This is a genomic window from Plantactinospora siamensis (assembly GCF_042434095.1).
Taxonomy (GTDB): Bacteria; Actinomycetota; Actinomycetes; order Mycobacteriales; family Micromonosporaceae; genus KBS50.
Genome location: NZ_JBHLUE010000004.1, coordinates 874022 through 898217, shown reverse-complemented (window position 1 = coordinate 898217; position 24196 = coordinate 874022). Strand labels below are relative to the sequence as shown.

Genomic DNA, 24196 nt, shown 5'->3' with positions numbered 1-24196 from the left:
TACGGCTACCACAACCCACAAGCCCTCATCACCATGGCCATGCTCCGCCGAGGAGGCCTCTGCCCACCCCTACCCGGACGACCATGAACCCACGACAACGTCAGTAGACCCGCTTTTTGTATAGGAAGGGCCCCCTATTAACAGCTGTGTCGCGCCGGGCGCGCCGGGTGCGTCGCGCGCGCCGGGCGCATCGGGTGGCGCTGCCGCTCAGTCGAGGATCCGGGTGACCCGCTCGGTGGTCAGCCGGGCGTCCCGCCGGGCCGGGTCGAGGCCGGCGCAGAGCACCACGCTGGCCCCGGCGGCCAGCGGGGCCAGCAGCCAGTCCACCGGGTCGGGGTGCCGGTCGGCGTCGACCAGCACCCGGTCGCCGGCGGTGAGCCCCAGCGCGGCCGCCCGTTCGGTGGCCCGCTCGGTCAGCTGGGCGTCCGGCGCGCCGGCCCCGGGCGGCGGGGTGAAGTGGTCACCCTGGCCGCGCACCTCGAGCACGTAGTCGGCGAAGCCGGCGGGGACCTCGCGCAGCGGGGCGGCCAGCGGCGCCAGGGCCAGGGCGTACCGGTCCCCGGCCGGCCAGTCGGCGGCCTCGCTGAGCCGGTCGGCCGCGGCGAAGAGCACCTCGACCGGCTCCGGCGGCCCGACGATCACCGGCACCCCCGCCGACCAGCAGCCGAACAGCACTGCCGCGGTCTGCCAGTGCGGCGGCAGCAGCGCGGCGGCCCGGTCTCCCGGCGCCAGCCCGGCGTCGTCGACCAGCAGATTGGCGGTCTTGGCCACCCAGTTGGCCAGCGTCGCGCCGGACAGCTCGGTGCGCTCGCCGGTGACATCGTCGTACCAGGTCAGCAGCGGGCGGGCGGGGTCGGCCGCGACGGCCGCGGCGAGGATCTGGGCGGGGTTGTCGGCCACCGCGCGAACGATACCGGCCGCCGGCGGCCGACCGCGGCCGGCGGCGCCGCGCGGGTCGGCGTGGATCCCGTCGTACGCGATAACAAGGGGCCCTTCCTATACCAGAAGCGATAACAAGGGGCCCTTCCTTACGCGCTCAGTCACGGAGCTATTTGCGTCAGGTGATGGACGCGCCAGCTGTCGGGTCGCGGTCGGCGGCCGGCGGGACGTCCGGCGTAGGCTTGGCCCAGTGTCGTTGCCCACAGTCGACGCCCGGCGCTGCGGAGCCCCCCTCGCCGGCCGTGAGCACATAGAAGTCCGCCACCGAGGAGTTGCCCCGTGACCGCCGGTCGACCACCGCGTGTCCTCATCGACGCCACGAGCGTCCCCGCCGACCGGGGCGGGGTGGGCAGATATGTCGACGGGCTGTTGGGCGCCCTTGGTCGGACCCCGCGGTCGGCCGTCGAGCTGGCGGTGGTGAGCCTGCGGACCGACGCCGAGCGGTACGCGCGGATGCTGCCCGAGGCCGAGGTGCTGCCGGCGCCGGCGGCGGTGGCGCACCGTCCGGCCCGGCTGGCCTGGGAGCAGACCGGACTGCCGCTGCTGGCCCAGCAGGTGGGGGCGGACGTCCTGCACTCGCCGTTCTACACCTGCCCGCTGCGGGCCGGTTCTCCGGTGACGGTGACCGTGCACGACGCCACCTTCTTCACCGAGCCGGAGCATTACGACAAATCGCGCCGGACGTTCTTCCGCAGCGCGATCAAGACCTCGCTCCGCCGGGCCGACCGGGTGATCGTGCCCAGCAAGGCGACCCGGGACGAGCTCATCCGGCTGCTCGACGCCGACCCCACCCGGATCGACGTGGCCTACCACGGCGTCGACCACGCGGCCTTCCACGCGCCGACCGAGGAGGAGAAGGCCCGGGTACGCGCCCGGCTTGGCCTGGGCGGCGGCAGCTACGTGGCGTTCCTCGGCGCCAAGGAGCCGCGGAAGAACGTGCCCAACCTCATCCGCGGCTGGGTGCTGGCGGTGGCCGACCGGGAGAAGCCGCCGGCCCTGGTGATCGCCGGTGGTCAGGGGCACGACGACGAGATCGACCGGGCCGTGGCCGAGGTGCCGGCCCACCTGCGGCTGCTCCGCCCCGGCTACCTGCGGTACGCCGACCTGCCCGGCTTCCTCGGCGGTGCGCTGGTCGCGGCGTACCCGTCGTACGGCGAGGGTTTCGGCCTGCCGATCCTGGAGGCCATGGCCTGCGCGGCGCCGGTGCTCACCACGCCGCGGCTGTCGCTGCCCGAGGTCGGCGGCGACGCGGTTGCCTACACGAGCGAGGCGCCCGAGCAGATCGGGGCCGACCTGGCCGCCCTGCTCGACGACGAGCCGCGCCGGCTCACCCTGGCCAAGGCCGGCTTCGACCGGGCCAAGGAGTTCACCTGGGAGTCCAGCGCCGAGGTGCACGTGGCCGCGTGGAGCCGGGTGCGTTCCTGACGGGTCCGGCGGCCGCCCGCCGCGCTCGGCGAGGGGCGTCGGGGCCTTGCGGCGGGACACCGTCCGGCATGATGGGCGGATGCTCTACGCAGTCATCCTCGCCGGCGGGACCGGTACCCGGCTCTGGCCGCTGTCCCGGGCGGGGCACCCCAAGTTCCTGCATCCGCTGACCGGCACCGAGGCCTCGCTGCTGCAGGTGACGGCCGAACGGCTGGCCCCGCTGGCCGAGCCGGAGCGGAGCATGGTGGTGACCGGGGTGGCGCACGCGGCCGCCGTGGCCCGCCAACTGCCCACGCTGCCGGAGCAGAACATCCTGGTCGAGCCCTCGCCGCGGGACTCGTGTGCCGCCGTCGCGCTGGCGGCCGCCGTGATCGCCCGCCGTGACCCGGCCGGGGTGATGGGCTCGTTCGCCGCGGATCACCTGGTGGTGCAGCCGGACCGGTTCGCCGACACGATCCGGGCGGCGGTCTTGGGCGCCGAGCGGGGCCTGCTGATGACCGTGGGGATCCGGCCGAGCCGCCCGGAGACCGGCTACGGCTACCTCGAGTGCGGCGAGCCGCTGGACGGCGGCCCGCTGCGCCGGGTGGCGGAGTTCAAGGAGAAGCCTGTCGCCGCGGTGGCCGAGACATACGTGGTGTCCGGGCGGCACCTGTGGAACGCCGGCATGTTCGTCTGGCGGGTGGACGCCTTCCTGGCCGAGCTGGCCCGGCAGCAGCCCGAGCTGCACGACGGGATCATGTCCATCGCCGGCGCCTGGGGCACCGACCGGCAGGACGAGGTGCTGGGCGCGGTGTGGCCGACGCTGCCCAAGATCTCGGTGGACTACGCGGTGATGGAGGGGGCGGCGGCGGCCGGCAAGGTGGCGACCGTCTCCGGTGACTTCGGCTGGACCGACGTGGGCGACTTCCACACCCTCGGCGACGTGCTGCCGGCCGACGACTCGCGCAACGTGGTGCTGGGCGCGGACACGGTGGCCGAGAAGCCGGGCGTGCTGCTGCGGGACAGCACGGGGATGATCGTCGTACCCCGGTCCGGGCGGCTCGTCGCGGCCCTCGGGGTGCACGACCTGATCGTGGTGGACACCGAGGACGCCGTGCTGGTGTGCCCGCGGGACCGGGCGCAGGACGTGAAGAAGCTGGTCGACGACCTGAAGGACCGCGGCGAGGACGGGCTCGTCTGAGCGCAGCCGGAGCCGGGTGTGGCGGAGGTGAGCACGGACTCCGGGGTCGCCGTCCGACCGCACCAGGCGGGCGGCCACCTCCACGGAAACGGTCCGTGGACCCTCGTGGCGGCCGCCCGCGGCGGTGCACCTCCCCAGTTCTCCGCGAACCCCCGACCGCGGCACAGCGAGCATGCCGGCTGGCTCGGCGGCACGTCGAGGTTTTTCAGTCCTCGCTGAAACATGGATGGAAAGTTGCGGTTCGGTACAGTGCGAGGTGCCGTCGGGTAAGGAGCCCCACGACCGCCAGGAGCGTTCGGTGCTGAGAATCCACTTCTCCAGCGAAGACGTCGCCCGCACCCGGGTCGCGGCTGCCGCCGACCCGCTCTGGGAGCTGGTGCTCAGCCTGCACCTGTTGCAGAGCCGCAACCCCGACCCGGCCGTGGTCAGCTGGCGGCGGGAGGTCACCGAGGGGCTCCGCCGGGATCGGGCGGCCGCCCGGTTCCGGCTGCTGTTCGCGCTCAACCCGCCGCGCGGATACTTTCCCGACTTCCTCACCCCGCAGGAGAGTCGGCAGAGCGTGGAGGCGGGACTCGACGCGGTCCGCTCCACACCGGTGCCGCGGCTGCACCGGGACCTCACCGTGCTGGCCGCCGACAACCGGCTGCCCAGTCCGGCCACCGCGCTGGCCCGGGGCGAGCCGGAGGCGCTGCGCCAGCTCACCGCATCGATGGAGCACTACCGGGCGCTGGCCATCACCCCGTACTGGCCCCGGGTGGCCTCCGCGGTCGAGGCCGACCGGGGCCGGCGGGCGCGGGCGCTCCTCGATGGCGGCACGGACGCGCTGCTGGAGAGCCTGCGCCCGGTGGCCCGGTGGCGGCCCGGCGTGCTGGAGGTGCCGGACTATCCGGCGGACCGGGAGCTGCACCTGCGCGGCCGCGGCCTGCTGCTGGTGCCGTCCTTCTTCTGCTCGCGGGCGCCGGTGGCGCTGCTCGACCCCACCCTGCCGCCGGTGCTGGTCTACCCGGTGGACCGGCTCGGTGGGCTCGTCCCGCCGGCCGGGCCGGGCGCGGCCGGCGGGGTGGACCCGGCCATGGCCGGCGCCGGCGGCCGGGAGGCCCTCGCCGCCCTGCTCGGCCGCACCCGGGCCAGCGTGCTTGCGGTGATCGACGAGGGGTGCTCGACCGGGGAGGTGGCGCGCCGGCTGCGCATCTCGCCGGCCGCGGCCAGCCAGCACGCCTCGGTGCTGCGCAACGCCGGGCTGCTGGTCAGCCACCGGGACCGCAACACCGTGCTGCACACCCTCACCCCGCTGGGCCGGGCCATGCTGCGCCAGTGACTCGCCCGAGCCGTTAACAAGGGGCCCCGCCTATACAGAAAGCGATAAGAAGGGGCCCTTCCTTTCGGCTCAGAGTGCCAGCAGGGCCGGGCCGTCGGGGGGGAGCAGGAGGGTCGAGCCGAGGCCCTCGGCCGCCAGCGCGGCGCGCAGCCGGTGCAGGTCGGCGCCGAACCTCACCAGGGTGGCCGCGGTCGGCTCGCCGCGCAGGGTGGCCACGATCGCGGCCGTGGCCTCCGCCGGCCAGCCCGGAACGGCGCCGGCCAGTTCGGCGCGTACGACCGGGTCGGTGACCGGCTCGAGCTCCGTGCCGGGCGCCACCACCCCGGCCACCGCGGCGATCGCCCGGCGCACCGCGGTCGGGTCCGGGCCGTCCGGTGCGCCGGCCGACTCCGGCAGGATGGCCGCGGCGCGCAGGCCGTCCGCGCGGGCCTCGGCCGTGCCGAGCGCGAACAGATCCAGCTCGGCGTCCCGGACCAGGGCGGCCGCCCCCGCGCCGTCGGTCGGCTCGGGGCGGGACAGATAGCCCCGGACCACCGCCACCGGCACCTGGTCGATCTTGCCCTTGACCAGCTCGCCGGCGCCCGCCAGCTCGTCCACCACGGCCATCTGGGTGATGCTGAGCTGGTTGCCGTACGGGTCGACCGCCCCCCGGTGGTCGCGCACCGCGCCGATGCCGGCGGCGCCGAGCGCCACGTCGGTCAGGCCGTTGCGCCAGGGCCGCCCCATGGTGTCCGAGACGATCACGGCCACGTCGGCGCCGTGCCGCTCCCGCAGCGCGGCTCGCAGCGACCGGGCCGACGCGTCCGGATCCTTGGGCAGCAGCACCAGCCGCTTGGGGTCCACATTGGAGGCATCGATCCCGGCGGAGGCCATCACGAAGCCGTGGTGGGTCTGCACGATCCGGGTGGCGCCGCGCCGGGCCACCACCCGGGCGGTCTCGGCCGCGAGGACCTCCTCGCGCGCCGCCGACCGGTCCGGCTCCGCCACCGGTACGTCGACCAGCCGCCCCTCGGCCTTTGAGACGATCTTGCTGGTCACCACCAGGACGTCCCCGTCCCGCAACCAGGGTGCGGCGTGCGCGATCAGCTCGGCCAGGTCATCGCCCTCGGCGACCTCCCCGATGCCGAGGACCGGCAGGATCTCCATCTTCACATCAACTCCAACGCCGCACGCGCCATCTCGGCCGTCGCCTTCTCGTCCGTCATCCAGAGCGGCGCCGAACCGACCCGGACGCCCGGCACCTCGGCGCCCGCGTCGGTGTCGTCCACCAGCCACCCGTCGAGGATGCCGCTACCCGAGCGGGCGCCGTACATGCCACCGACCGCCTCGGCCGTGCACGGCACGTCGAGCGCGGCCAGGCAGCGGTCCGCCATCCCGCGTACCGGCCGGCCGCCGATGATCGGAGCGACGCCGACCACGGGCGCCGGGCCGCCGACCAGGGCGTCCCGAATTTCCGGTACGGCGAGGATCGGCGCGATGCTCACCACCGGGTTGCTCGGCGCCACCAGGACCGCGTCGGCCGAGCCGATCGCCTTGAGCACCCCCGCCGCCGGCTTCGCCGACTCGGCGCCGACGAAGACGAACCGGTGCGTGGGCAGGTCGCCGCGGTAGCGTACCCACCACTCCTGGAAGTGGACGGCCCGGCGCTCGCCGTCGAGGTCGACCACGACGTGCGTCTCCATCCGGTCGTCGGTGGCCGGCAGCAGCCGTACGCCGGGCTGCCAGCGCGCGCAGAGCGCCTCGGTGACCGCCGAGAGCGGGTAACCGGCGTCCAGCATCGTGGTCCGGACCAGGTGGGTGGCGATGTCCCGATCGCCCAGCCCGAACCAGGTGGGCTCGGCGCCGTACGCCGCGAGCTCGTCCTTGACCGCCCAGGTCTCACCGGCCCGGCCCCAGCCCCGCTCCGGATCCGCCGCGCCGCCCAGGTGATACATCACGCTGTCCAGATCGGGGCAGATCCGCAGGCCGTGCAGCCGGATGTCGTCGCCGACGTTCACCACGGCCGTGACCTGTGCGCCGGCTCCCCGCGCGTACGCCCGGACGCCGGCCAGGAATCGGGCCCCGCCGATGCCGCCCGCCAGTACCACGATCTGCATACCGACCATCCTTGCGCACCGGCTTCCGTCCGGCGGTTGTCGGGCCGGGAGACTAGGCTCACCGTCGCCAGGCCCACCCACCCGATGGAGGATCCGTGACCAGCCAGCCCGGCCAGACGCCCCAGTCGGCGCCCACGGCCAGCCAGCTGACCAGGCCACTGCGCGAGCTCGCCGCGCTCGTCCTGGTCGGTGCGAACGCCCTGCTGCTCCTCGTCGCGCTGCTCGACCTGCTGATCCCGGCCGACAACGGGCCGCGGTTCACCAGCCGAGCGGCCAGCGGATTCTTCGACTTCATGGGGATCACCGCGATCGTGCTGCCGTTGCTGGCCGTGCTGCTCGCGACGCACATCACACCCGTGGTGGGCCGGGCCAGGCTGATCACCCAGGCGGCGGTCGGCGAGTACGCGTTCTCGGCGTTCTTCGGCGTGGTGTCCTTCTTCGGCTGGCTGATCGGGAGCCTGGCCAACGGGATGATCCGGGGCGTCTTCACCGGTTTCCTGACCCGGATCGCGTTCCTGGCCATCTTCGCGGTGGCCGCCCTCGCGGTCTTCCGCGTCTGGCGCACGCTCTACTACACGCCCCGGGCCAAGCGTGAGCCGGGCCTGTACGGACGGCCCCAGCCGGGCGGTCCGGCCGCTCCGGGCGGTCCGGGCGGGTTCGGCCAGCCCGGGGGTCCGGCCGGGTTCGGCCAGCCCGGGGGTCCGGGCGGGTTCGGTCAGCCCGGCGATCCGAGCGGGTTCGGCCAACCGGGCGGTCCGGGCCAACCGGATGGGTTCGGCCAGCCGGGTGGATCCGGCCAGCTGGGCGAATTCGGGCAGCCGGGCGGTCCGGCCGGCCGGCCGGTCCCGGGACAGCCGGCACCGACGTCCGCCCCGCCGGCGTTCGGCGCCGGTGACCCGGCGTCGCAGCCGGGGACGGGATCGGCGGAACGCACCCAGGTCATTCCCCGGCCCGCCGCCGAGCCCGAGGCGGACCGCACCGAGGTGCTGCCGGGCCCGGCGGAGCCGGCGCGGAGTATGTCATCGAGCCCGGCCGGCGAGCCGGGGCACGGCTCGGCGGTGCCGTCCGGGTCGCCGGCGCCGTCGGGTGCCGGACCGTCCGGAGTGGAGCGCTCCGGCGCGGAAGCGCCCCGGCCGGATCGGACCGGCGCCGAATCGCCCCGGTCGGAGCGGTCCGGCGCGGAAGCTTCCCCGGCGGAGCGGTCCGGCGCGGCCGGTGCCGCGGAGCGTGACGCGGACCGCACCATGGTGATCCCGCCCGCGGCCAATCCGGGAGAACCCGGTAACAACGACGCCACGCAGATGATCATCCCGTCGGACCGGGGCGCTCAGCGGCCCGATCGGGACGCCGGCCCGCAGTGAGCCGCTGAGACATCCGGGCGCTGCGGGCAAAAGGCCCCTAAGCTCTGCGGATGGCCGATTCACATGCACCGGCGGCGGGCCTCCGGCGGGCGCTGCGGCGGGCCGCCGACGGGCGCTCCCTCGACGTGGACGAGGCGGCCGTCCTGCTCGCCGCCCGCGGCTCGGCGCTGGACGAGCTTCTCGGCGTCGCCGGGGCCATCCGCGACGCCGGGCTGCGCGACGCGGGGCGACCGGGTGTGGTCACGTACTCCCGCAAGGTGTTCGTGCCGCTCACCCGGCTGTGCCGGGACCGGTGCCACTACTGCACCTTCGCCACCGTGCCGCACCGGCTCCCGGCGCCGTACCTGGACCGGGACGAGGTGCTGGCCATCGCCCGGGCCGGCGCGGCCCAGGGTTGCAAGGAGGCGCTGTTCACCCTCGGCGACCGGCCCGAGGCGCGTTGGCCGGCCGCCCGCCGCTGGCTGGACGAGCGCGGCTACGACTCGACGCTCGACTACCTGCGGGCCTGCGCGGTCGCCGTGCTGGAGGAGACCGGGCTGCTGCCCCACCTGAACCCGGGGGTGCTGTCCTGGGCCGAGCTGCAGCGCCTCAAGCCGGTGGCGCCGAGCATGGGCATGATGCTGGAGACCACGGCCACCCGGCTGTGGTCCGAGCCCGGCGGCCCGCACCACGGCTCGCCGGACAAGGAGCCGGCCGTCCGGCTCCGGGTGCTGGCCGACGCCGGTCGGGTCGGCGTGCCATTCACCACCGGCCTGCTGATCGGGATCGGGGAGACGCTCGCCGAACGCGCCGACACCATCTTCGAGATCCGCCGGGCGCAGCGGGAGTACGGGCACGTCCAGGAGGTGATCGTGCAGAACTTCCGGGCCAAACCCGACACCGCCATGCGGGGCATGCCCGACGCCGAGCTGCACGACCTGGCCGCCACCGTGGCGGTGACGCGGATCCTGCTCGGTCCCCGGGCCCGGGTGCAGGCGCCGCCCAACCTGATCGACGACGAGTACGATCTGCTGCTGCGGGCCGGCATCGACGACTGGGGCGGCGTCTCGCCGGTCACTCCCGACCACGTGAACCCGGAGCGGCCCTGGCCCCAGCTCGACCGGCTGGCCGCCCGGTCGGCGGCCGCAGGCTTCACCCTGCGGGAACGCCTCACCATCTATCCGGAGTACGTGCTGCGCGCCGAGGGCTGGCTCGATCCCCGGGTCGAGCCGCACGTTCGGGCGCTGGCCGATCCGCAGACCGGGCTGGCGGTCGAGGGCGCCGTGCCGGTCGGCCGGCCCTGGCAGGAGCCGGAGGAGGGCATCGAGTCCACCGGCCGCACCGACCTGCACGCCACGATCGACACCGTCGGCCGGTCGGGGGACCGGCGCGGGGACTTCGACAGCGTGTACGGGGACTGGGCGGAGGTGGCCGGCCGGGTGTCCGAGGCCGCCGGCGCGGTCGCCGCGGCGCGTACCGGGGAGGAGCCGGACGACGCGCCGGCGCGGACCGGTGGCTCGGTGGCCGGCGCGGACGCCGGGTTGCGCGCGGCGCTGCGGCTGGCCGCCGCCGACCCGGCGGCGCTGCTGGCGCCGCGGCACACCGACGCGGCGCTCGCGCTGTTCGGGGCGGACGGGCCGGCGCTGGAGGAGCTGTGCCGGATCGCCGACGACGTCCGCCGGGACGCCGTGGGCGACGACGTCACGTACGTGGCGAACCGCAACATCAACTTCTCGAACGTCTGCTATGTGGGGTGCCGGTTCTGCGCCTTCGCGCAGCGGGAGCGGGACACCGACGCGTACCGGCTGTCGGTGGCGCAGGTGGCCGACCGGGCCGAGCAGGCGTGGCGGGCCGGCGCCACCGAGGTGTGCCTGCAGGGCGGCATCGACCCCAAGCTGCCGGTCGGCACGTACGTCGACCTGGTCCGGGCGATCAAGGACCGGGTGCCGGGCCTGCACGTGCACGCGTTCTCGCCCATGGAGATCGTCACGGCCGCGGCCAAGGCAGGGGTGTCGATCCGGGAGTGGCTGGTCCGGCTCCGCGAGGCCGGGCTGGACACCATCCCCGGGACCGCCGCGGAGATCCTGGACGACGACGTGCGGTGGGTGCTCACCAAGGGCAAGCTGCCGGCCGCCGCCTGGGTCGAGGTGGTGACCACGGCCCACGAGCTGGGCATCCGGTCCAGCTCCACCATGATGTACGGGCATGTCGACCATCCCGGGCAGTGGCTGGCGCACTTCCGGGTGCTGGCCGGGGTGCAGGACGCGACCGGCGGCTTCACCGAGTTCGTCGGATTGCCGTTCGTGCACACCAACGCCCCGATCTACCTGGCCGGGATCGCCCGGCCGGGGCCCACCTGGCGGGAGAACCGGGTGGTGCACGCGATGGCCCGGCTGCTGCTGCACGGGCGGATCCCGAACATCCAGTGTTCCTGGGTCAAGCTCGGCGACGCCGGGACCGCCGCCGTGCTGCGCGGCGGGGCCAACGACCTGGGCGGGACGCTGATGGAGGAGACCATCTCCCGGATGGCCGGCGCCGAGCACGGATCGGCGCGCAGCGAGGAGCAGTTGGTGGCGATCGCCGCCGCCGCCGGGCGGCCGGCCCGGCGACGGTCCACGGTGTACGGGCACATCGGGTGACGTGGACCGGCATCGACACGCCGGGCGCCACGCCGAAATTCCGTCGAGTTTCCGTCTCGGGCGTTACTCGCGGCGGCCCTCGACCGATAGGCCAGGGTGTCCGGGTCGGAAGCGGCCGTACGGCGGTCCGGACCGGCGTTTGCACCTACCAGGTTCCGCTTGACGACGCACGTACAACACGCGTGTAATTCCGGAGGGGTCGTTCGTACGGAGCGCATCGAACCGGCATCCGACGGACAAAACACGCCTTCCGCGTGGGGGGTTGCAGCGGCGCTGCCGTTGCACGAAAAGGAGGCAGTTGGATGGACGGCCGACTCGAGGTGGCCGACCTGCTCGGGAACGCACCGGAGTGGCAGGAGCGGGCACTGTGCTCGCAGACCGACCCGGAGGCGTTTTTTCCCGAGAAGGGCGGTTCGACCCGCGAGGCGAAGCGGATCTGCTCGCGCTGTGAGGTCAAGACCGAGTGCCTGGAGTACGCGCTCGGGCACGACGAACGTTTCGGCATCTGGGGAGGCCTGTCCGAACGCGAGCGGCGCAAGCTGAAGCGGCGGGTGGCCTGACCGGAGCGGGACCGAAACGTCGGTGGTCGGAGTTCGGTGGCGGTGGGGGCCGCCGCCGGCTCAGGCCAGTTCGTCGGGGTCCACGCCCAGCAGGTTCGCCACCTGCTCGATGATCACGTCGTGGACCAGGTCGGCGAGGTCCTCGTTGTCCATGGCGCGGAACTCGAGCGGCCGGCGGTACAGCACGATCCGGGGCGGCATCTCCTGCCGGCCCGGGCGCCCAGGCAGCAGTCGGGCCAGCGGGACCTCGCCGTCCTCCAGGACGTCCGAGTCGTACACGTTCAGTTCCGGGGGGACGTCCTCGACCGCGAACTCGACGCCGGTGAGTTCCTTGGCGAACCGCCGCTCCAGGGTCTCCACGGTGTCCAGCACGAGATCATCGAAGATCTCCGCCTTGGTGCGGGCCAGCGGCACCGTGGCCGGTACGAGGCGGCCGCGCAGGCCGCGGCCGCGCCGGTCCCGCTTCGGCCGTCGCCCGGTGCCCGGCCGGCGGTTGTCCGGACTGGTCATCTGCAACCCCCCATGGTGCTGAGCCGGAGTGATCCCGGCAGGGCCCGCGTCGGTCGGGCGGCGAGCCGTGCGGGGCCGGTGGGGCAAGGGTAATGCCGGTCGGGTGAGCCGCGCCCCGGGGCGTGCCGCCGGATTGGCCGCATGCCCGAACTGCGATCTCCGCCGGCACGCCCGCCGGGTCTCTGCGGCATGCCCGAACTGTGATCTCCAAGGCCGGCGTGTCGGATCCGCATCCGGTGCGGCGGACCGGGTAATGGAGATACCGTGCGGCCGTGAGGTCACCACGGCGTTGCTCCCGCAACGGCTGCCCGAGACAGGCCGTCGCCACGTTGACCTATATCTACAACGAGTCGACCGCCGTGGTGGGGCCGCTGGCCGCATTCGCCGAGCCGCACACCTACGACCTCTGTGAGCAGCATGCCCGCAGCCTGACCGCGCCCCGGGGCTGGGAGGTGGTCCGGCACGAGGGTGAGTTCGAGCCGCCGCCACCCACCACCGACGACCTGGTGGCGCTGGCCGAGGCGGTACGCGAGGCGGCCCGCCCGGCCCCACCCCGCCCGGCCGAGCTGGAGGCCGAGATCAACGGCGACCACCCCACCGGCCGCCGCGGCCACCTCCGCGTAATCCCCCCCAACCGCTGAATCCCTCCCTCCCCGACCCCTTCTCTCGCGATCTTGCACTTTTGGTTGGCGACTCGCGGAGAATGCTGCTTTTGTCCGCACCAAAAGTGCAAGATCGCCGTGTCGGGGGGTCGGGTGGGGGGCGGGTGGGGTGGGGTGGGGTTGGGGTCAGGTGAGGGCGGCGCGGACCGTTGCGATGATGTAGGCGGGGCGGCGGTAGAGGTCCCGGTCCGTGAAGTAACGCATCGTCCAGCCGTGGGCATCCAGCCAGTTTGTCCGTTCCCGATCCCATCTCAGGCGGTCCCGGTCGAGATGGGAGCTACCGTCGTACTCGACGCCCACCCGCCGCTTCCGGTAGCCGAGATCGAGGCGATACCTGGCAATGCCGTCAGCGTCGTACACCCAAACCTGCGGTTCCGGGGGCGGCAGCCGGCCATCCACCAGGGTCAACCTGAGCTGGCTTTCCTGCCGGCACTCTGCCCTGCCATCGGAGAGCCGTACCAGCTCGCGGGCCTGCCGGATGCCCTTCAGCGCTCGGTGCTGCGCGAGTTCCGTACAGAGGCCGTCGTGATCGATCACGCCGAGCCGAAGCATGGCGTCAAGAACGGGTAGCGCGTTCATCCGAGAGGAGACCCTGGCCAGGTCGACGGCGCACCGGGCCGCGGGCACGCACGGGATTCCACCGACAATGACAGGCTCGCGCACCGCAAGCGCGGCGTGATGCACGACCAGGCCCGGGAGGCGCGGTCGGGCAACCCCGGGTGGGAGCTGGATGTGCACGTTGCCGTCCTGGTGGACGTCCACGCCGTACCGCCGCGCGGCGCTCTGCCTCGTCAGGATGGCCTGCGGCGGGAGCCGCAGGAACAAAGCCCGCAGGTTGCCCTCCTCATCCAGCTCGCGATCGGCGTACACGCCGCGACGGGCCCTGATGAGTTCGCGCCGGTCGACCCGGGTCCGCACCCCCTGCCAGCCCATCGTCCTGACCAGATCGCCGCCGCGCCACAGTCGCTCCGCCACGCATACAGGCTGCTGACGGTCCCAGCGCACCGAAAGCCCCGACCAGCTCCCCTGTGGACAACTCCACCCCTGTGGATAACCCCGCCCCCCGCCTCTCCGCCGCGATCTTGCACTATCTGTGGGGACAAAAGTGAGCAATCTAGGCAAGTCGCCAACCAAAAGTGCAAGATCGCGAGGGGGTGGGGGCGAGGGGGGTTACGGGGCGGGGGGCGGGGAGAGGTGGGAGCGGATGAGGAAGCGGACGCCCTCGGGGGCCTCCAGGGAGAAGCCGCTGCCGCGGCCGGGGACCACGTCGACCGTGAGCGTCGTGTGCTGCCAGCGCTCCCACTGGGACGCCGACATCCAGAACTCGACCGGCTCGGGCACGCCCTCGATGGCCAGCGCGGCGAGCAGCACGTCTGAGGCGCCGGTGCGAAACTCGCCCGCCGGGAAGCACATCGGCGCGCTGCCGTCGCAGCAGCCGCCGGACTGGTGGAACATCAGCGGCCCGTGCGCCTCCCGCAGCGACCGGAGCAGGTCGGCCGCTGCGGGGGTGACGCTCACCGGCGAGGGCCGCATCAGAACAGCCCGAGCTTCTTGGGCGAGTAGCTGACCAGCAGGTTCTTGGTCTGCTGGTAGTGCTCCAGCATCATCTTGTGGTTCTCCCGGCCCACGCCGGACTGCTTGTAGCCGCCGAAGGCCGCGTGCGCCGGGTACGCGTGGTAGCAGTTCGTCCACACCCGACCGGCCTGAATGGCCCGTCCGGCCCGGTACGCCGTGTTCATGTCCCGGGTCCACACGCCGGCGCCCAGCCCGTACAGCGTGTCGTTGGCGATCTTCACGGCGTCGGCCAGGTCGGCGAACGAGGTCACCGAGACCACCGGCCCGAAGATCTCCTCCTGGAAGATCCGCATCGAGTTGTCGCCCTCGAAGATGGTCGGCTCCACGTAGTAGCCCCCGGACAGGTCGCCGCCGAGGTCCGCGCGGGAACCGCCGACCAGGACGCGCGCGCCCTCCTGCCGACCGATGTCCAGGTAGGACAGGATCTTCTCGAGCTGGTCGTTGGACGCCTGCGCGCCCACCATGGTGTCGGTGTCCAGCGGGTGCCCGGCCACGATGGCCCGGGTGCGCTCCACGGCCGCGGCCAGGAAGTCCGCGTAGTGTCCCTGCTGGATCAGCGCCCGGGATGGGCAGGTGCACACCTCGCCCTGGTTGAGGGCGAACATGGTGAAGCCCTCCAGCGCCTTGTCGTGGAAGTCGTCCCGGGCCGCGCTCACGTCGTCGAAGAAGATGTTCGGGCTCTTGCCGCCGAGTTCGAGGGTGACCGGCTTGATGTTCTCGCTGGCGTACTGCATGATCAGCCGCCCGGTGGTGGTCTCGCCGGTGAACGCCACCTTGGCCACCCGCGGCGAGGACGCCAGGGGCTTGCCGGCCTCGACCCCGAACCCGTTCACCACGTTGACCACGCCCGGCGGCAGCAGGTCGGCCACCAGCGACAGCCAGTAGTGGATGGACGCCGGGGTCTGCTCGGCCGGCTTGAGCACGACCGCGTTGCCGGCCGCGAGCGCCGGCGCCAGCTTCCAGGTCGCCATGAGGATCGGGAAGTTCCACGGGATGATCTGGCCGACCACCCCGAGCGGCTCGTGGAAGTGGTACGCCACCGTGTCGTCGTCGATCTCGCCGAGCGAGCCCTCCTGGGCCCGGATCACGCCCGCGAAGTACCGGAAGTGGTCGATGGCGAGCGGGATGTCGGCGGCCAGCGTCTCCCGGACGGGCTTGCCGTTCTCCCAGGTCTCGGCCACGGCCAGGGACTCGAGGTTTTCCTCCATCCGGTCGGCGATCCGGTTGAGGATCATGGCCCGTTCGGCCACCGGGGTGCGGCCCCACGCGTCGGCCGCGCCGTGCGCCGCGTCCAGCGCCCGCTCGACGTCGTCGGCCGTGCCGCGGGCGATCTCGGTGAACGGCTGGCCGGTGATCGGGGTGGGGTTCTCGAAGTACTGTCCGCGCGCCGGGGCGACGTACTCGCCGCCGATCCAGTGGTCGTAGCGGGACTGGTAGGTGTCGGGTGCGTCGTACCGCGTCATGGGGACCTCCGCCGTTGCAGGTGACGGCGGCGAGGCTAGTTTCCGGGGGGTTGCAGCAACGTTGCGCGCCCGGCGGACCGGGGCCCGGCCGCACCGGGCTTGGCCTCCCCGCGCCGGGCCGCGGCGGGCGTGGCGGCTCCGCGCCGGGCCGCGGCGGGGGCGGCGGCTCCGCGCCGGGCCGCGGCGGGCGCGGCCACGCCGTACTCCAAAGCCAGCTCGCGGGCCCGGGCGACCGCGAGTGGCCGGCGGGGCGCGCCCGGCGGTAGGCCGGCGGCCAGCGCCTCCCAGGCCACCAGGTCGTCGGCGCCGGCCGGCGTGCCGGTCCAGGCCGCGAGCAGCGCGGGGTCCGCGCTGGCCAGCACGGCCGCCCGCAGGTCGCCGTCGATCAGCCGGCGCAGTCGCGCCACGCCCGGCGCGTCGGAGGCGGGCAGCAGGGATCCCCGGTACGCCTCCAGCGCGCCGGCCGGGTCGCCCCGGTCCAGCCGTTCGGTGACGGTCCGGAAGTCCGTGCGGACCGGGACGCGCAGCCGGTAGGGGCGGGAGTCGAGCAGCCGCTCGCCGAGGATGCGCCGCAGTCGGGACAGCTCGGCCCGCAGCGTCACCGGGCGCAGCCGGTCGTCGCCGTACAGGTCGAGGCCGAGCTGCTCGCCGGTGCGTCCCTCCGGGTGGTCCGCGAGCAGCACCAGCAGCTCGCTGTGCCGGCGGCCCAGCCGGAGCCGGCGCCCGCCGGCGCGCAGCTCCGCCTCGTCCCGGCCGAGCGCGGTGATCGTCACCGCCTCCGGCTCGACGGCCCGGGCCAGGTACGCCTCGGCCGCCCGGGCGGTGGCACGGACCAGCGCGAGGCTCTGCGGGGTGGCCAGGTGGTCGCCGCCGGTGATGTCGACGGCGCCCAGCAGGCGTCCGGTGCCCGGCTCGTGGATCGGCGCGGCCGCGCAGGTCCAGCGCTGCACGTGCCGGCTGAAGTGTTCGGTGGCGAAGATCTGCACGTCGTGGTCGACGGCCAACGCGGTGCCCGGGGCGTTGGTGCCGGCGTGGGTCTCGTCCCACCGCGCGCCGGCGACGAAGTTCATCCGCTCGGCCCGGCGCAGCACCCCGGGGTGCCCCTCGACCCAGAGCAGCCGCCCGTACGCGTCGCAGACCGCCATCAGGTGCGCGCCGTCCTGGGCGATGCCCCCCAGCAGGTCCCGGAACAGCGGCAGGACCCGGGCCAGCGGGTGGCCGGACCGGTAGGTCTCCAGCGTGTCGTCGACCAGCTCGATCGGCGGCGTGCCCTCCGGATCCAACCGGGCGCCCGCCGAGCGGCGCCAGGACGCCGCGACCACGTCGCGCACCGCCCGGCGGCGGGCGCCGCCGGTGAGGAACGCCTCGTGCGCCGCGCCGATCTGCGCCATCCGCTCGGCCGGATCGGCGCCTACTTCCAGGGCGAGCCACGGATCAGCCATCGGCGACCTCCTCCGCCCATCGTGACCCGGATCACGCCCACCCGCCAGGCGGGCGCCGAGCGGTGGCTCAGTGACCGGCCGCACCCCCGGGCCACGCTGCTGCCGTGCCGGGGGACCGCGACGGGTTACGCTGCCCGGCAGTCTTGTTCCCGCAAGGTGAGGTGGATCATGGACCGACGACTCGACGCCGGCCGGCGGACGGCCGCCGCGCTGCTTGCGGGCGCCGCGGCCGCGGGAGTCGTCGCGCTCGCCGCCGCGCCCGTGGCCGCCGCGCCCGACGCGGGCCGCGACAAGGTCGCGGTGCGGGCACCGAGCAGCTTCGAGGCCGGCGGTTCGCCCGGCGCGGTGAACGTCGGGGCGGCGAAGCGCAGCAAGGGGTGCGCGATCGTCCGCTCCCAGCTGGCCATCCGGTTGAGCGGCCTGGCGGCCAGCCAGGTCCGGGCGGAGGTGGCCCGGGACGGCCAGTGGCGGCCCCTCGCGGTCTCCGGCGGCGGCGGAACCGTGGCCACCGCGGCCGTGGCCCCGACCGACCCGGTGCTGTGCAACAAGAAGAGCGTGACGGTCCGCTACCGGCTCACCTTCCTGGCCGACGCGCCGGCCGGTACGGCGGTCCTGGCGGGCCAGGTGATCACGGCGGCCGGCGAGGTGCTGGGCCAGGCCGAGCATGCCAGCCGGGTGGTGGGAACGGCTCGGGCCACCGCGAGCCCCACGCCGAGGCCAAGCCGTGCCAGCGCCACGCCGAGCCCGGAGCCGACGGTCGCGGCCAGCGACCAGCAGGCGGTCGCGGCGGCGCCCGCCGGACCATCGACGGCGCCGGCCGCCGCGGCCCCCGGCGGCGGGCTGGGCCTGGGCGGCCTGGTCATGGTGCTGGGCATCGGCATGGTGGGGGTCGGGGTCGCCCTGCTGGTGGTGCTGCTGCGGCGCAACCGGGCCGGGGCCGACGAGCCCGCCCCGGTCACGGCCGCGGGCGGCGGCTACCCGTCCGGAACGTACGGTGGCGCGCCGGCGTGGGCGGGCCCGGACCGGCCCGGTAGCCCGCCGCCCGCGGCCCCGGCCTGGCCGGCGCCGCCCCCGCGACCCGGCTGGTCGGCCCCCGCGGACAGCGCGCCCACCGGCGTGCTGCCGCGGCAGCACGGCCCGGTCCCGCCCGGGCGACCCGGCCCGGTCCCGCCCGGGCGACCCGGCCCGGTCCCGCCCGGGCGACCCGGCCCGGTCCCGCCCGAGCCGGGCGGCCCGGTCCCGCCCGGATCCGGTGAGGCGACGATGATCATGCCTCGGCTGCCCGAACAGGACTGAGTGCCGCGGGCCGGTTGCCGCCGGCCGGTTGCCGCGGGGCGGGAGATCGCGCTCGGTTACGCTCAGGCGATTGACCGCCGTGTCGAAGGGGAGCGAGACCGTTGTCTGATCTGTCCCAGATCGTGAAGGCCTACGACGTACGGGGGGTCGTCCCGGACCAGTGGGACGAGCGGGCGGCCGAGGCGCTCGGCGCCGCCTTCGCGCAGGTGCTGGCCGGCTCCACCGACGCGCCGGACACCGTCGTCATCGCTCACGACATGCGGGACTCCTCGCCCGGTCTGGCCGCCGCGTTCTCGGCCGGGGTACGCGCCGAGGGACTCTCGGTGCTCTCCACGGGCCTCGGCTCCACCGACATGCTCTACTTCGCCTCCGGCATCCTCGGCCTGCCCGGCGCGATGTTCACGGCCAGTCACAATCCGGCGCGGTACAACGGCATCAAGATGTGCCGGGCCGGCGCCCGGCCGATCGGCCAGCAGAGCGGCCTGGCCGAGATCCGGGACCGGGCCCAGGCGCTGCTCGACAAGGCCGAGCCGGGCCGGCCGGGCGGCGCCGCGGGCGACGCGCCGGCCGCGAGCGAGGAGCGCCGGGACCTGCTGCCGGAGTACGCCGCCCACCTGCGCGGCCTGGTCGACCTGTCCCGGATCCGGCCGCTGAAGGTGGTGGTGGACGCCGGCAACGGGATGGGTGGCTACACCGTGCCCGCGGTGCTCGGCGACGCGGCGCTGCCGGCCCTGCCGCTGACGATCGTCCCGCTGTATTTCGAGCTGGACGGCTCGTTCCCCAACCACGAGGCCAACCCGCTGGACCCGGCCAACCTCGTCGACCTGCAGGCAGCCGTCCGCGAACACGGCGCCGACCTGGGGCTGGCCTTCGACGGCGATGCCGACCGGTGCTTCGTGGTGGACGAGCGGGGGGAGCCGGTGTCGCCCTCGGCCATCACCGCGCTGGTGGCCAGCCGCGAGCTGGCCAAGCATCCGGGCGGCACGGTGATCCACAACCTGATCACCTCCAGCGCCGTCCCCGAGATCGTCCGGGAGGCCGGCGGCGAGCCGGTGCGCAGCCGGGTCGGGCACTCGTTCATCAAGGCCGACATGGCCCGGACCAACGCGATCTTCGGCGGCGAGCACTCGGCGCACTACTACTTCCGGGACTTCTGGTTCGCCGACACCGGCATGCTGGCCGCCATGCACGTGCTCGCGGCGCTGGGCGGTCAGGACCGGCCGCTGTCCGAGCTGGCCGGGGAGTTCGAGCGGTACGTCGCCTCGGGTGAGATCAACTCCACCGTGGCCGATCAGGCGGGTCGCACCGCGCAGGTGCGCGCGGCATACCCGGACGCCGAGGTCGACGAGCTGGACGGGCTGACGCTGCGGTTCGCCGACGGCGCCTGGATCAACCTGCGGCCGTCCAACACCGAGCCGCTGCTGCGGCTGAACGTGGAGGCCCCGACGGCCGAGCGGATGGCCGCGCTGCGGGACGAGGTGTTGGCCCTGGTCCGGGCCTGACCGGCGGCCGCCGGGAGGCGGCGGTCGACGGGAGCGGCGGGTGGCCGGGAGCCGGCGGCCGGGTCGATCGGTTCCGGCGCGATTAGGATCCTCTGCGCCGGGGGACACTGCCGACCGTCCCGCCGCCGACGATCGTGGAAGGAGCCCGCCGTGGCCCTCGACCCGCAGCTGCTGGAGATTCTCGCCTGCCCGGACACGCACCACGCCCCGCTTGACTATGATGCGGCCGCTCAGACGCTGACCTGCACCGAGTGCGGCCGGATCTTCGAGGTCCGGGACGACGTGCCGGTGCTGCTGCTGGACGAGGCCAGGGGTGGACCGGCCGCCGCCGGCTCCGCCGCGGACGGGCCGGGGTCCGCCGCGGACGGGCCGGGCTCCGCCGGGGGCGCGGGGGCGAGCCGGTAGATGTCGACTTCGGCTGGAGGACGAGCCTGATGGACGGCACCGCCGGGGTGAGCGGGCAGCGAGCGGCCGACGAGGCGCTGCTGGACAACGTCGACGCGCTGAGCGAGTTCGACCCGAACGGGATGCTCCGGCACACCGCCTCGGCCGGCGCGCAGGTGCGGGAGTCGGCCGCGCTGACCGCCGAGGCGAACCTGACCGACCTAGGTGAGGAGGGCCGGCCCCGGGCCGTGGTGATCGCCGGGGTGGGCACGGCCGGTCGTACCGGTGACGTGCTGGCCACGGTCGCCGGCCCGCGCTGTCCGGTGCCGGTGATCCCGCACGGCGGCACCGGCGTGCCGGGCTGGGTGGGCGCGGCCGACGTGGTGATCGCGGTGAGCGCCTCGGGGCGCAGCCCGGAGGCGCTCGGGGCGGCGGACGCGGCGGCGCGCCGCGGCGCCCGGCTGGTCGCGATCGGCGCGCCCGACTCGGAGCTGCAGTCGGTGGCCGACCGGGTACGCGCGCCGTTCATCCCGGTGCCGCGCCGGGCGCCGGCCCGGGCGAGCCTCTGGGCGCTGACCGTGCCGGTGCTGCTGGCGGCCCGGGCGCTCGGCCTGGTGAACGTCAACGAGGCGGACCTGGCCGAGACGGCGGCCCGGCTCGACGCGGACGCCGACCGCTGCCGGCCGTCGGCCGAGTCCTTCGTCAACCCCGCCAAGTCGCTGGCGCTCGGCCTGGCCGGCTCCATCCCGATCGTCTGGGGCTCCTCGCCGCTGGCCACGGTCGCGGCCCGGCGGTTCGGCGACACGCTCTCGGCGAACGCCCGCTATCCGGTGGTGGCCGGGGCCCTCGGCGAGGCCGGCCGGGGCCGGGTGGGCCTGCTCGACGGCGTGTTCGGCGGCCTCGGCGAGGCGTCCCGGGACATCTTCGCCGACCCCGAGGAGGAGGCCGAGGGCACCCGGCTGCGCCTGGTGCTGCTGCGCGACGGCGGGTTGAACGCCGGCGAGGACACCGCCGAGCCGCTCGCCGTGGAGGAGCGGCGCGCCGACGCCGTACAGACCCTGGCCGAGCGGCGCGGGGTGCGCTGCGACGTCGTGACGGCCGAGGGCGGTTCGGCGTTGGAGCGGTTGGCCTCGCTGATCGCGGTGCCGGACTTCGCGTCGGTCTATCTGGCCCTGGCACACCGCCTGGACCCGATGGCGGTACCCGCCATCACCGAGATGAAGGAGCTGTCGAACCAGTGACCCCGCCCAATTCCCCGGGAGCCCGACGATGAGCGCCGAGGGTGGCACCCGGGCCATCATCGCGGCCCTCGCCGCGAACCTGGGCATCGCCCTGACGAAGTTCGTCGCGTGGCTGCTCACCGGTTCGTCGTCGATGCTCGCCGAGTCGCTGCACTCGGTGGCCGACTCGGGCAACCAGGCGCTGCTGCTGATCGGCAACCGCCGGTCCCGGCGCGCCGCCACCCCGGCGCACCCGTTCGGGTACGGGCGGGAGCGCTACATCTACGCGTTCATCGTCTCGATCATCCTGTTCAGCCTGGGCGGCCTCTTCGCGCTCTACGAGGCCTGGCACAAGTTCGCCCACCCCGAGCCGATCCACAGCTGGAAGTGGGTTCCGGTGCTCGTGCTGGTGGCCGCGATCATCATGGAGGGCTACTCGTTCCGCACCGCCATCAAGGAGTCGAACCAGATTCGCGGCAAGGTGTCCTGGGCCCGGTTCATCCGCCGGGCCAAGGCGCCGGAGCTGCCGGTCGTGCTGCTGGAGGACTCGGGCGCGCTGGTCGGCCTGGTGTTCGCGCTCTTCGGCGTCGGCATGACGCTGGCCACCGGCAACGGTCGGTGGGACGCGCTGGGCACGGCCATGATCGGCGTACTGCTCGTGGCCATCGCCGTCACGCTCGCCATCGAGACCAAGAGCCTGCTGCTCGGTGAGGCCGCGTCGGCCCGCGACATCCAGCGGATCGAGTCGGCGATCGTGGACGGCCCCGAGGTCGAGCGGATCATCCACATGAAGACGCTGCACCTGGGCCCGGAGGAGCTGCTCGTGGCCGCGAAGATCGCGGTGCAGCCGTGCGAGCTGGCCGGCGACGTGGCGCGCGGGATCGACGCCGTGGAGGCGCGGATCCGGTCGGCCGTACCGATCGCCCGGGTCATCTACCTCGAGCCGGACATCTACAGCGCCCAGGCGGCGCGCGCGGCCGAGCGGGACCGGGCGGCCGGGTCGGACCGGGCGGGCGCGCCCGCCGAGCCGGCGGCCGGCGCCTCGGACCCGGCATCCGGCGCCGCGGACCCGGCTGCCGCCAGGTCGGACCGGTCGGCCGGTGCCGCGCGCCCGGCGGTCGAGGCCGACCGGACGGTCGATGCCGCCGACCCGGCGTCCGGCGGGGTCGAGCCGGCCGCGGACCGGCCCGGAGGCTGATCGTGGAGTCGTTGCACGGACCGATCCGGGACTACGCCTGGGGTTCCCGCACGGTGCTGGCGGAGCTGCAGTGCCGGCCGGCGCCCAGCCCCGGCCCCGAGGCCGAGCTGTGGCTCGGCGCGCACCCGGGCGCCCCGGCCGCGGTGGACCGTCCCGGCGGGCCGGTGCCGCTGCCGGACCTGCTCGCGGCCGAATCGGAGCACTGGCTCGGGGCCGACGTGCTGGCGCGGTTCGGCCCGCGGCTGCCGTTCCTGCTCAAGGTGCTGGCGCCCGAGAAGCCGCTGTCGTTGCAGGCACATCCCGACCCCGAGCAGGCCCGCGCCGGGTACGACGCCGAGGAGGTGGCCGGCGCGCATCACAACTACGTGGACCCGTACCACAAGCCGGAGATGCTGGTGGCGCTCCAGCCATTCGAGGCGCTCTGCGGGTTCCGGGACCCGGCGGTCTCGGCCGAGGCGCTGGCCGGGTTGGGCCTGGCCGAGCTGGCGCCGGTGGTGACGGCGCTGCGCAGAGGGGTGGCCGGCCTGGCGGATGCGGTCCGGCTGCTGCTCACCTGGCCGGCGGACGGGCGGGCCGACCTGGTGGACGCCGCGGTCAAGGCCGCCGGCGCGGCGCAGGGCCGGGCCGACCTGGTGCCCCGGCTGGCGGCCGACTACCCGGGCGACCCGGGCGTGCTGCTGGCGCTGCTGCTCAACCACGTGTCGCTCGCGCCCGGCGAGGCCATCTGGATGCCGGCCGGCAACCTGCACGCGTACCTGCGGGGCTGCGGGGTGGAGATCATGGCCGCCAGCGACAACGTGCTGCGCGGTGGCTTCACGCCCAAGCGGGTGGACGTGGACGAGCTGCTCCGGGTGCTGCGCTTCGAGGTGCTGGCCGACCCGGTGCTGCGGGCCGTGCCGGTGCAGCCCGGCGTGGTGACCTGGCCGGTGCCGGTGGACGACTTCGCGCTGTACCGGATCCGGCTGGACGGCGCCGCGCCGGTCCGGCTGGCGCCCGCCGGTCCCCGGGTGGTGCTCAGCACGGCCGGCACGCTCACGGCCGGCGACGATGACGGCGCGGTGCCGGTGCCCTGCGGCACCGGCGTGCTGAGCCGGGCCGGCGCCGGGCCGGTGGAGCTGGCCGGCACCGGCGAGGCGTACCTGGCCACCGTGGGCCGCTGAGCCGGTTTCCCGGTTCCGCTTGACAGTCCGGATACGCAGGGTAACTATGAGAGTACGCAAGGTGAGCAGCCAGACCGCTCGCCGGCGGGAGACCAAACCGGGGGGATGCGCGGGGCGGCGACGTGGTGGGCGGAAAGTATGCCCACGGCTCGCCGCCCCGCGCGCTACGTGTGCTGGATGATGGGCCTGAGGACCGCGCCGGTCGCCGCGGGCGAGCCTTTCCAGAGACCCTCGAGGCCGGCGCGTAAGGTGGAGGGTCGCGCAACGAGACCCGTTCGACAGGAGCT

General features: G+C 74.5%; 18 protein-coding genes and 3 pseudogenes. 13 read left to right on the top strand and 8 right to left on the bottom strand.

Features of this window, described 5'->3' with window-relative positions:
• Positions 1-207: 207 nt before the first annotated feature.
• Positions 208-900: a TIGR03089 family protein gene (locus tag ACFFHU_RS08995; RefSeq protein WP_377337240.1), complete on the bottom strand. Its 693-nt coding sequence runs from the start codon at positions 898-900 to the stop codon at positions 208-210.
• A 318-nt stretch (positions 901-1218) separates the two neighbouring features.
• Between ACFFHU_RS08995 and ACFFHU_RS08990 the strand changes: the two genes are divergently transcribed.
• From ACFFHU_RS08990 to ACFFHU_RS08980, 3 genes are all read left to right on the top strand, one after another.
• A complete protein-coding gene (locus ACFFHU_RS08990; protein ID WP_377337239.1) occupies positions 1219-2364 on the top strand; it encodes a glycosyltransferase family 4 protein in 1146 nt (381 codons plus the stop codon).
• Positions 2365-2443: 79 nt separating this feature from the next.
• Entirely contained in the window at positions 2444-3544 is a 1101-nt protein-coding gene (locus ACFFHU_RS08985; RefSeq protein WP_377337238.1) for a mannose-1-phosphate guanylyltransferase, read from the top strand.
• Between the two features lie 298 nt (positions 3545-3842).
• Positions 3843-4862 (top strand): winged helix-turn-helix domain-containing protein, encoded by a 1020-nt coding sequence (locus ACFFHU_RS08980; protein ID WP_377337237.1) that lies wholly within the window; start codon positions 3843-3845, stop codon positions 4860-4862.
• Positions 4863-4931: 69 nt separating this feature from the next.
• On the opposite strand, the gene ACFFHU_RS08975 is transcribed toward ACFFHU_RS08980, so the two are convergent.
• Positions 4932-6014: a coenzyme F420-0:L-glutamate ligase gene (locus tag ACFFHU_RS08975; protein WP_377337236.1), complete on the bottom strand. Its 1083-nt coding sequence runs from the start codon at positions 6012-6014 to the stop codon at positions 4932-4934.
• Complete coding sequence (gene cofD / locus ACFFHU_RS08970) at positions 6011-6958, bottom strand: 2-phospho-L-lactate transferase (protein WP_377337235.1); 948 nt, start codon at positions 6956-6958, stop codon at positions 6011-6013. The genes ACFFHU_RS08975 and cofD overlap by 4 nt, the downstream gene beginning before the upstream one ends.
• Positions 6959-7053: 95 nt before the next feature.
• Between cofD and ACFFHU_RS08965 the strand changes: the two genes are divergently transcribed.
• From ACFFHU_RS08965 to ACFFHU_RS08955, 3 genes are all read left to right on the top strand, one after another.
• Complete coding sequence (locus ACFFHU_RS08965; RefSeq protein WP_377337234.1) at positions 7054-8319, top strand: hypothetical protein; 1266 nt, start codon at positions 7054-7056, stop codon at positions 8317-8319.
• Between the two features lie 50 nt (positions 8320-8369).
• The gene (locus ACFFHU_RS08960; protein WP_377337233.1) at positions 8370-10937 is read left to right on the top strand and encodes a bifunctional FO biosynthesis protein CofGH; all 2568 of its coding nucleotides are present in this window, start codon (positions 8370-8372) and stop codon (positions 10935-10937) included.
• 302 nt (positions 10938-11239) lie between these two features.
• Positions 11240-11497 carry a WhiB family transcriptional regulator gene (locus ACFFHU_RS08955; protein WP_192765159.1) on the top strand — a complete coding sequence of 86 codons (258 nt, stop codon included), beginning with the start codon at positions 11240-11242 and terminating at the stop codon, positions 11495-11497.
• Between the two features lie 60 nt (positions 11498-11557).
• Here ACFFHU_RS08955 and ACFFHU_RS08950 read toward each other — a convergent pair whose 3' ends face one another.
• Positions 11558-12007 (bottom strand): metallopeptidase family protein, encoded by a 450-nt coding sequence (locus ACFFHU_RS08950; protein ID WP_377337232.1) that lies wholly within the window; start codon positions 12005-12007, stop codon positions 11558-11560.
• Positions 12008-12279: 272 nt separating this feature from the next.
• Here ACFFHU_RS08950 and ACFFHU_RS08945 point away from each other — a divergent pair, with 272 nt between their 5' ends.
• Positions 12280-12648 (top strand): DUF3499 domain-containing protein, encoded by a 369-nt coding sequence (locus ACFFHU_RS08945; RefSeq protein WP_377337231.1) that lies wholly within the window; start codon positions 12280-12282, stop codon positions 12646-12648.
• A gap of 147 nt (positions 12649-12795) precedes the next feature.
• Here the strand turns inward: ACFFHU_RS08945 and ACFFHU_RS08940 are convergent, their stop codons facing one another.
• The 4 genes and pseudogenes from ACFFHU_RS08940 to ACFFHU_RS08925 all read right to left on the bottom strand — a co-directional run.
• On the bottom strand, positions 12796-13644 hold the full coding sequence (locus ACFFHU_RS08940; RefSeq protein WP_377337230.1) for a type IV toxin-antitoxin system AbiEi family antitoxin: 849 nt from the start codon (positions 13642-13644) through the stop codon (positions 12796-12798).
• Between the two features lie 195 nt (positions 13645-13839).
• Positions 13840-14202, bottom strand: coding sequence for a DUF779 domain-containing protein (locus ACFFHU_RS08935; protein ID WP_377337229.1), 363 nt, complete (start codon positions 14200-14202; stop codon positions 13840-13842).
• Entirely contained in the window at positions 14202-15707 is a 1506-nt protein-coding gene (gene adh, locus ACFFHU_RS08930) for an aldehyde dehydrogenase (protein WP_377337228.1), read from the bottom strand. Before adh ends, ACFFHU_RS08935 begins: the two co-directional genes overlap by 1 nt.
• 170 nt (positions 15708-15877) lie before the next feature.
• Positions 15878-17149 (bottom strand): annotated as a pseudogene (locus tag ACFFHU_RS08925) (GAF domain-containing protein); the annotation flags it as partial.
• 168 nt (positions 17150-17317) lie between these two features.
• Here ACFFHU_RS08925 and ACFFHU_RS08920 point away from each other — a divergent pair.
• The 6 genes and pseudogenes from ACFFHU_RS08920 to manA all read left to right on the top strand — a co-directional run bounded on the left by ACFFHU_RS08920 (position 17318) and on the right by manA (position 23909).
• Positions 17318-18445 (top strand): hypothetical protein, encoded by a 1128-nt coding sequence (locus ACFFHU_RS08920; protein ID WP_377337227.1) that lies wholly within the window; start codon positions 17318-17320, stop codon positions 18443-18445.
• Positions 18446-18546: 101 nt separating this feature from the next.
• A complete protein-coding gene (locus ACFFHU_RS08915; RefSeq protein ID WP_377337226.1) occupies positions 18547-19947 on the top strand; it encodes a phosphomannomutase/phosphoglucomutase in 1401 nt (466 codons plus the stop codon).
• 150 nt (positions 19948-20097) lie between these two features.
• Positions 20098-20271 (top strand): annotated as a pseudogene (locus tag ACFFHU_RS08910) (Trm112 family protein); the annotation flags it as partial.
• 107 nt (positions 20272-20378) lie between these two features.
• The gene (locus ACFFHU_RS08905) at positions 20379-21572 is read left to right on the top strand and encodes an SIS domain-containing protein (protein ID WP_377337288.1); all 1194 of its coding nucleotides are present in this window, start codon (positions 20379-20381) and stop codon (positions 21570-21572) included.
• A 28-nt stretch (positions 21573-21600) separates the two neighbouring features.
• A pseudogene (locus ACFFHU_RS08900) lies at positions 21601-22528 on the top strand (cation diffusion facilitator family transporter); the annotation flags it as partial.
• 223 nt (positions 22529-22751) lie between these two features.
• A complete protein-coding gene (manA, locus tag ACFFHU_RS08895) occupies positions 22752-23909 on the top strand; it encodes a mannose-6-phosphate isomerase, class I (protein WP_377337225.1) in 1158 nt (385 codons plus the stop codon).
• Positions 23910-24196: the final 287 nt, after the last annotated feature.

Bases quoted from the DNA above. Each gene is read 5' to 3' on its own strand.
- ACFFHU_RS08985 (WP_377337238.1), top strand. From the start codon at position 2,444: ATGCTCTACGCAGTCATCCTCGCCGGCGGGACCGGTACCCGGCTCTGG.
- cofD (WP_377337235.1), bottom strand. From the start codon at position 6,958: ATGCAGATCGTGGTACTGGCGGGCGGCATCGGCGGGGCCCGATTCCTG.
- ACFFHU_RS08960 (WP_377337233.1), top strand. From the start codon at position 8,370: ATGGCCGATTCACATGCACCGGCGGCGGGCCTCCGGCGGGCGCTGCGG.
- ACFFHU_RS08955 (WP_192765159.1), top strand. From the start codon at position 11,240: ATGGACGGCCGACTCGAGGTGGCCGACCTGCTCGGGAACGCACCGGAG.
- ACFFHU_RS08950 (WP_377337232.1), bottom strand. From the start codon at position 12,007: ATGACCAGTCCGGACAACCGCCGGCCGGGCACCGGGCGACGGCCGAAG.
- ACFFHU_RS08935 (WP_377337229.1), bottom strand. From the start codon at position 14,202: ATGCGGCCCTCGCCGGTGAGCGTCACCCCCGCAGCGGCCGACCTGCTC.
- adh (WP_377337228.1), bottom strand. From the start codon at position 15,707: ATGACGCGGTACGACGCACCCGACACCTACCAGTCCCGCTACGACCAC.
- ACFFHU_RS08920 (WP_377337227.1), top strand. From the start codon at position 17,318: ATGGACCGACGACTCGACGCCGGCCGGCGGACGGCCGCCGCGCTGCTT.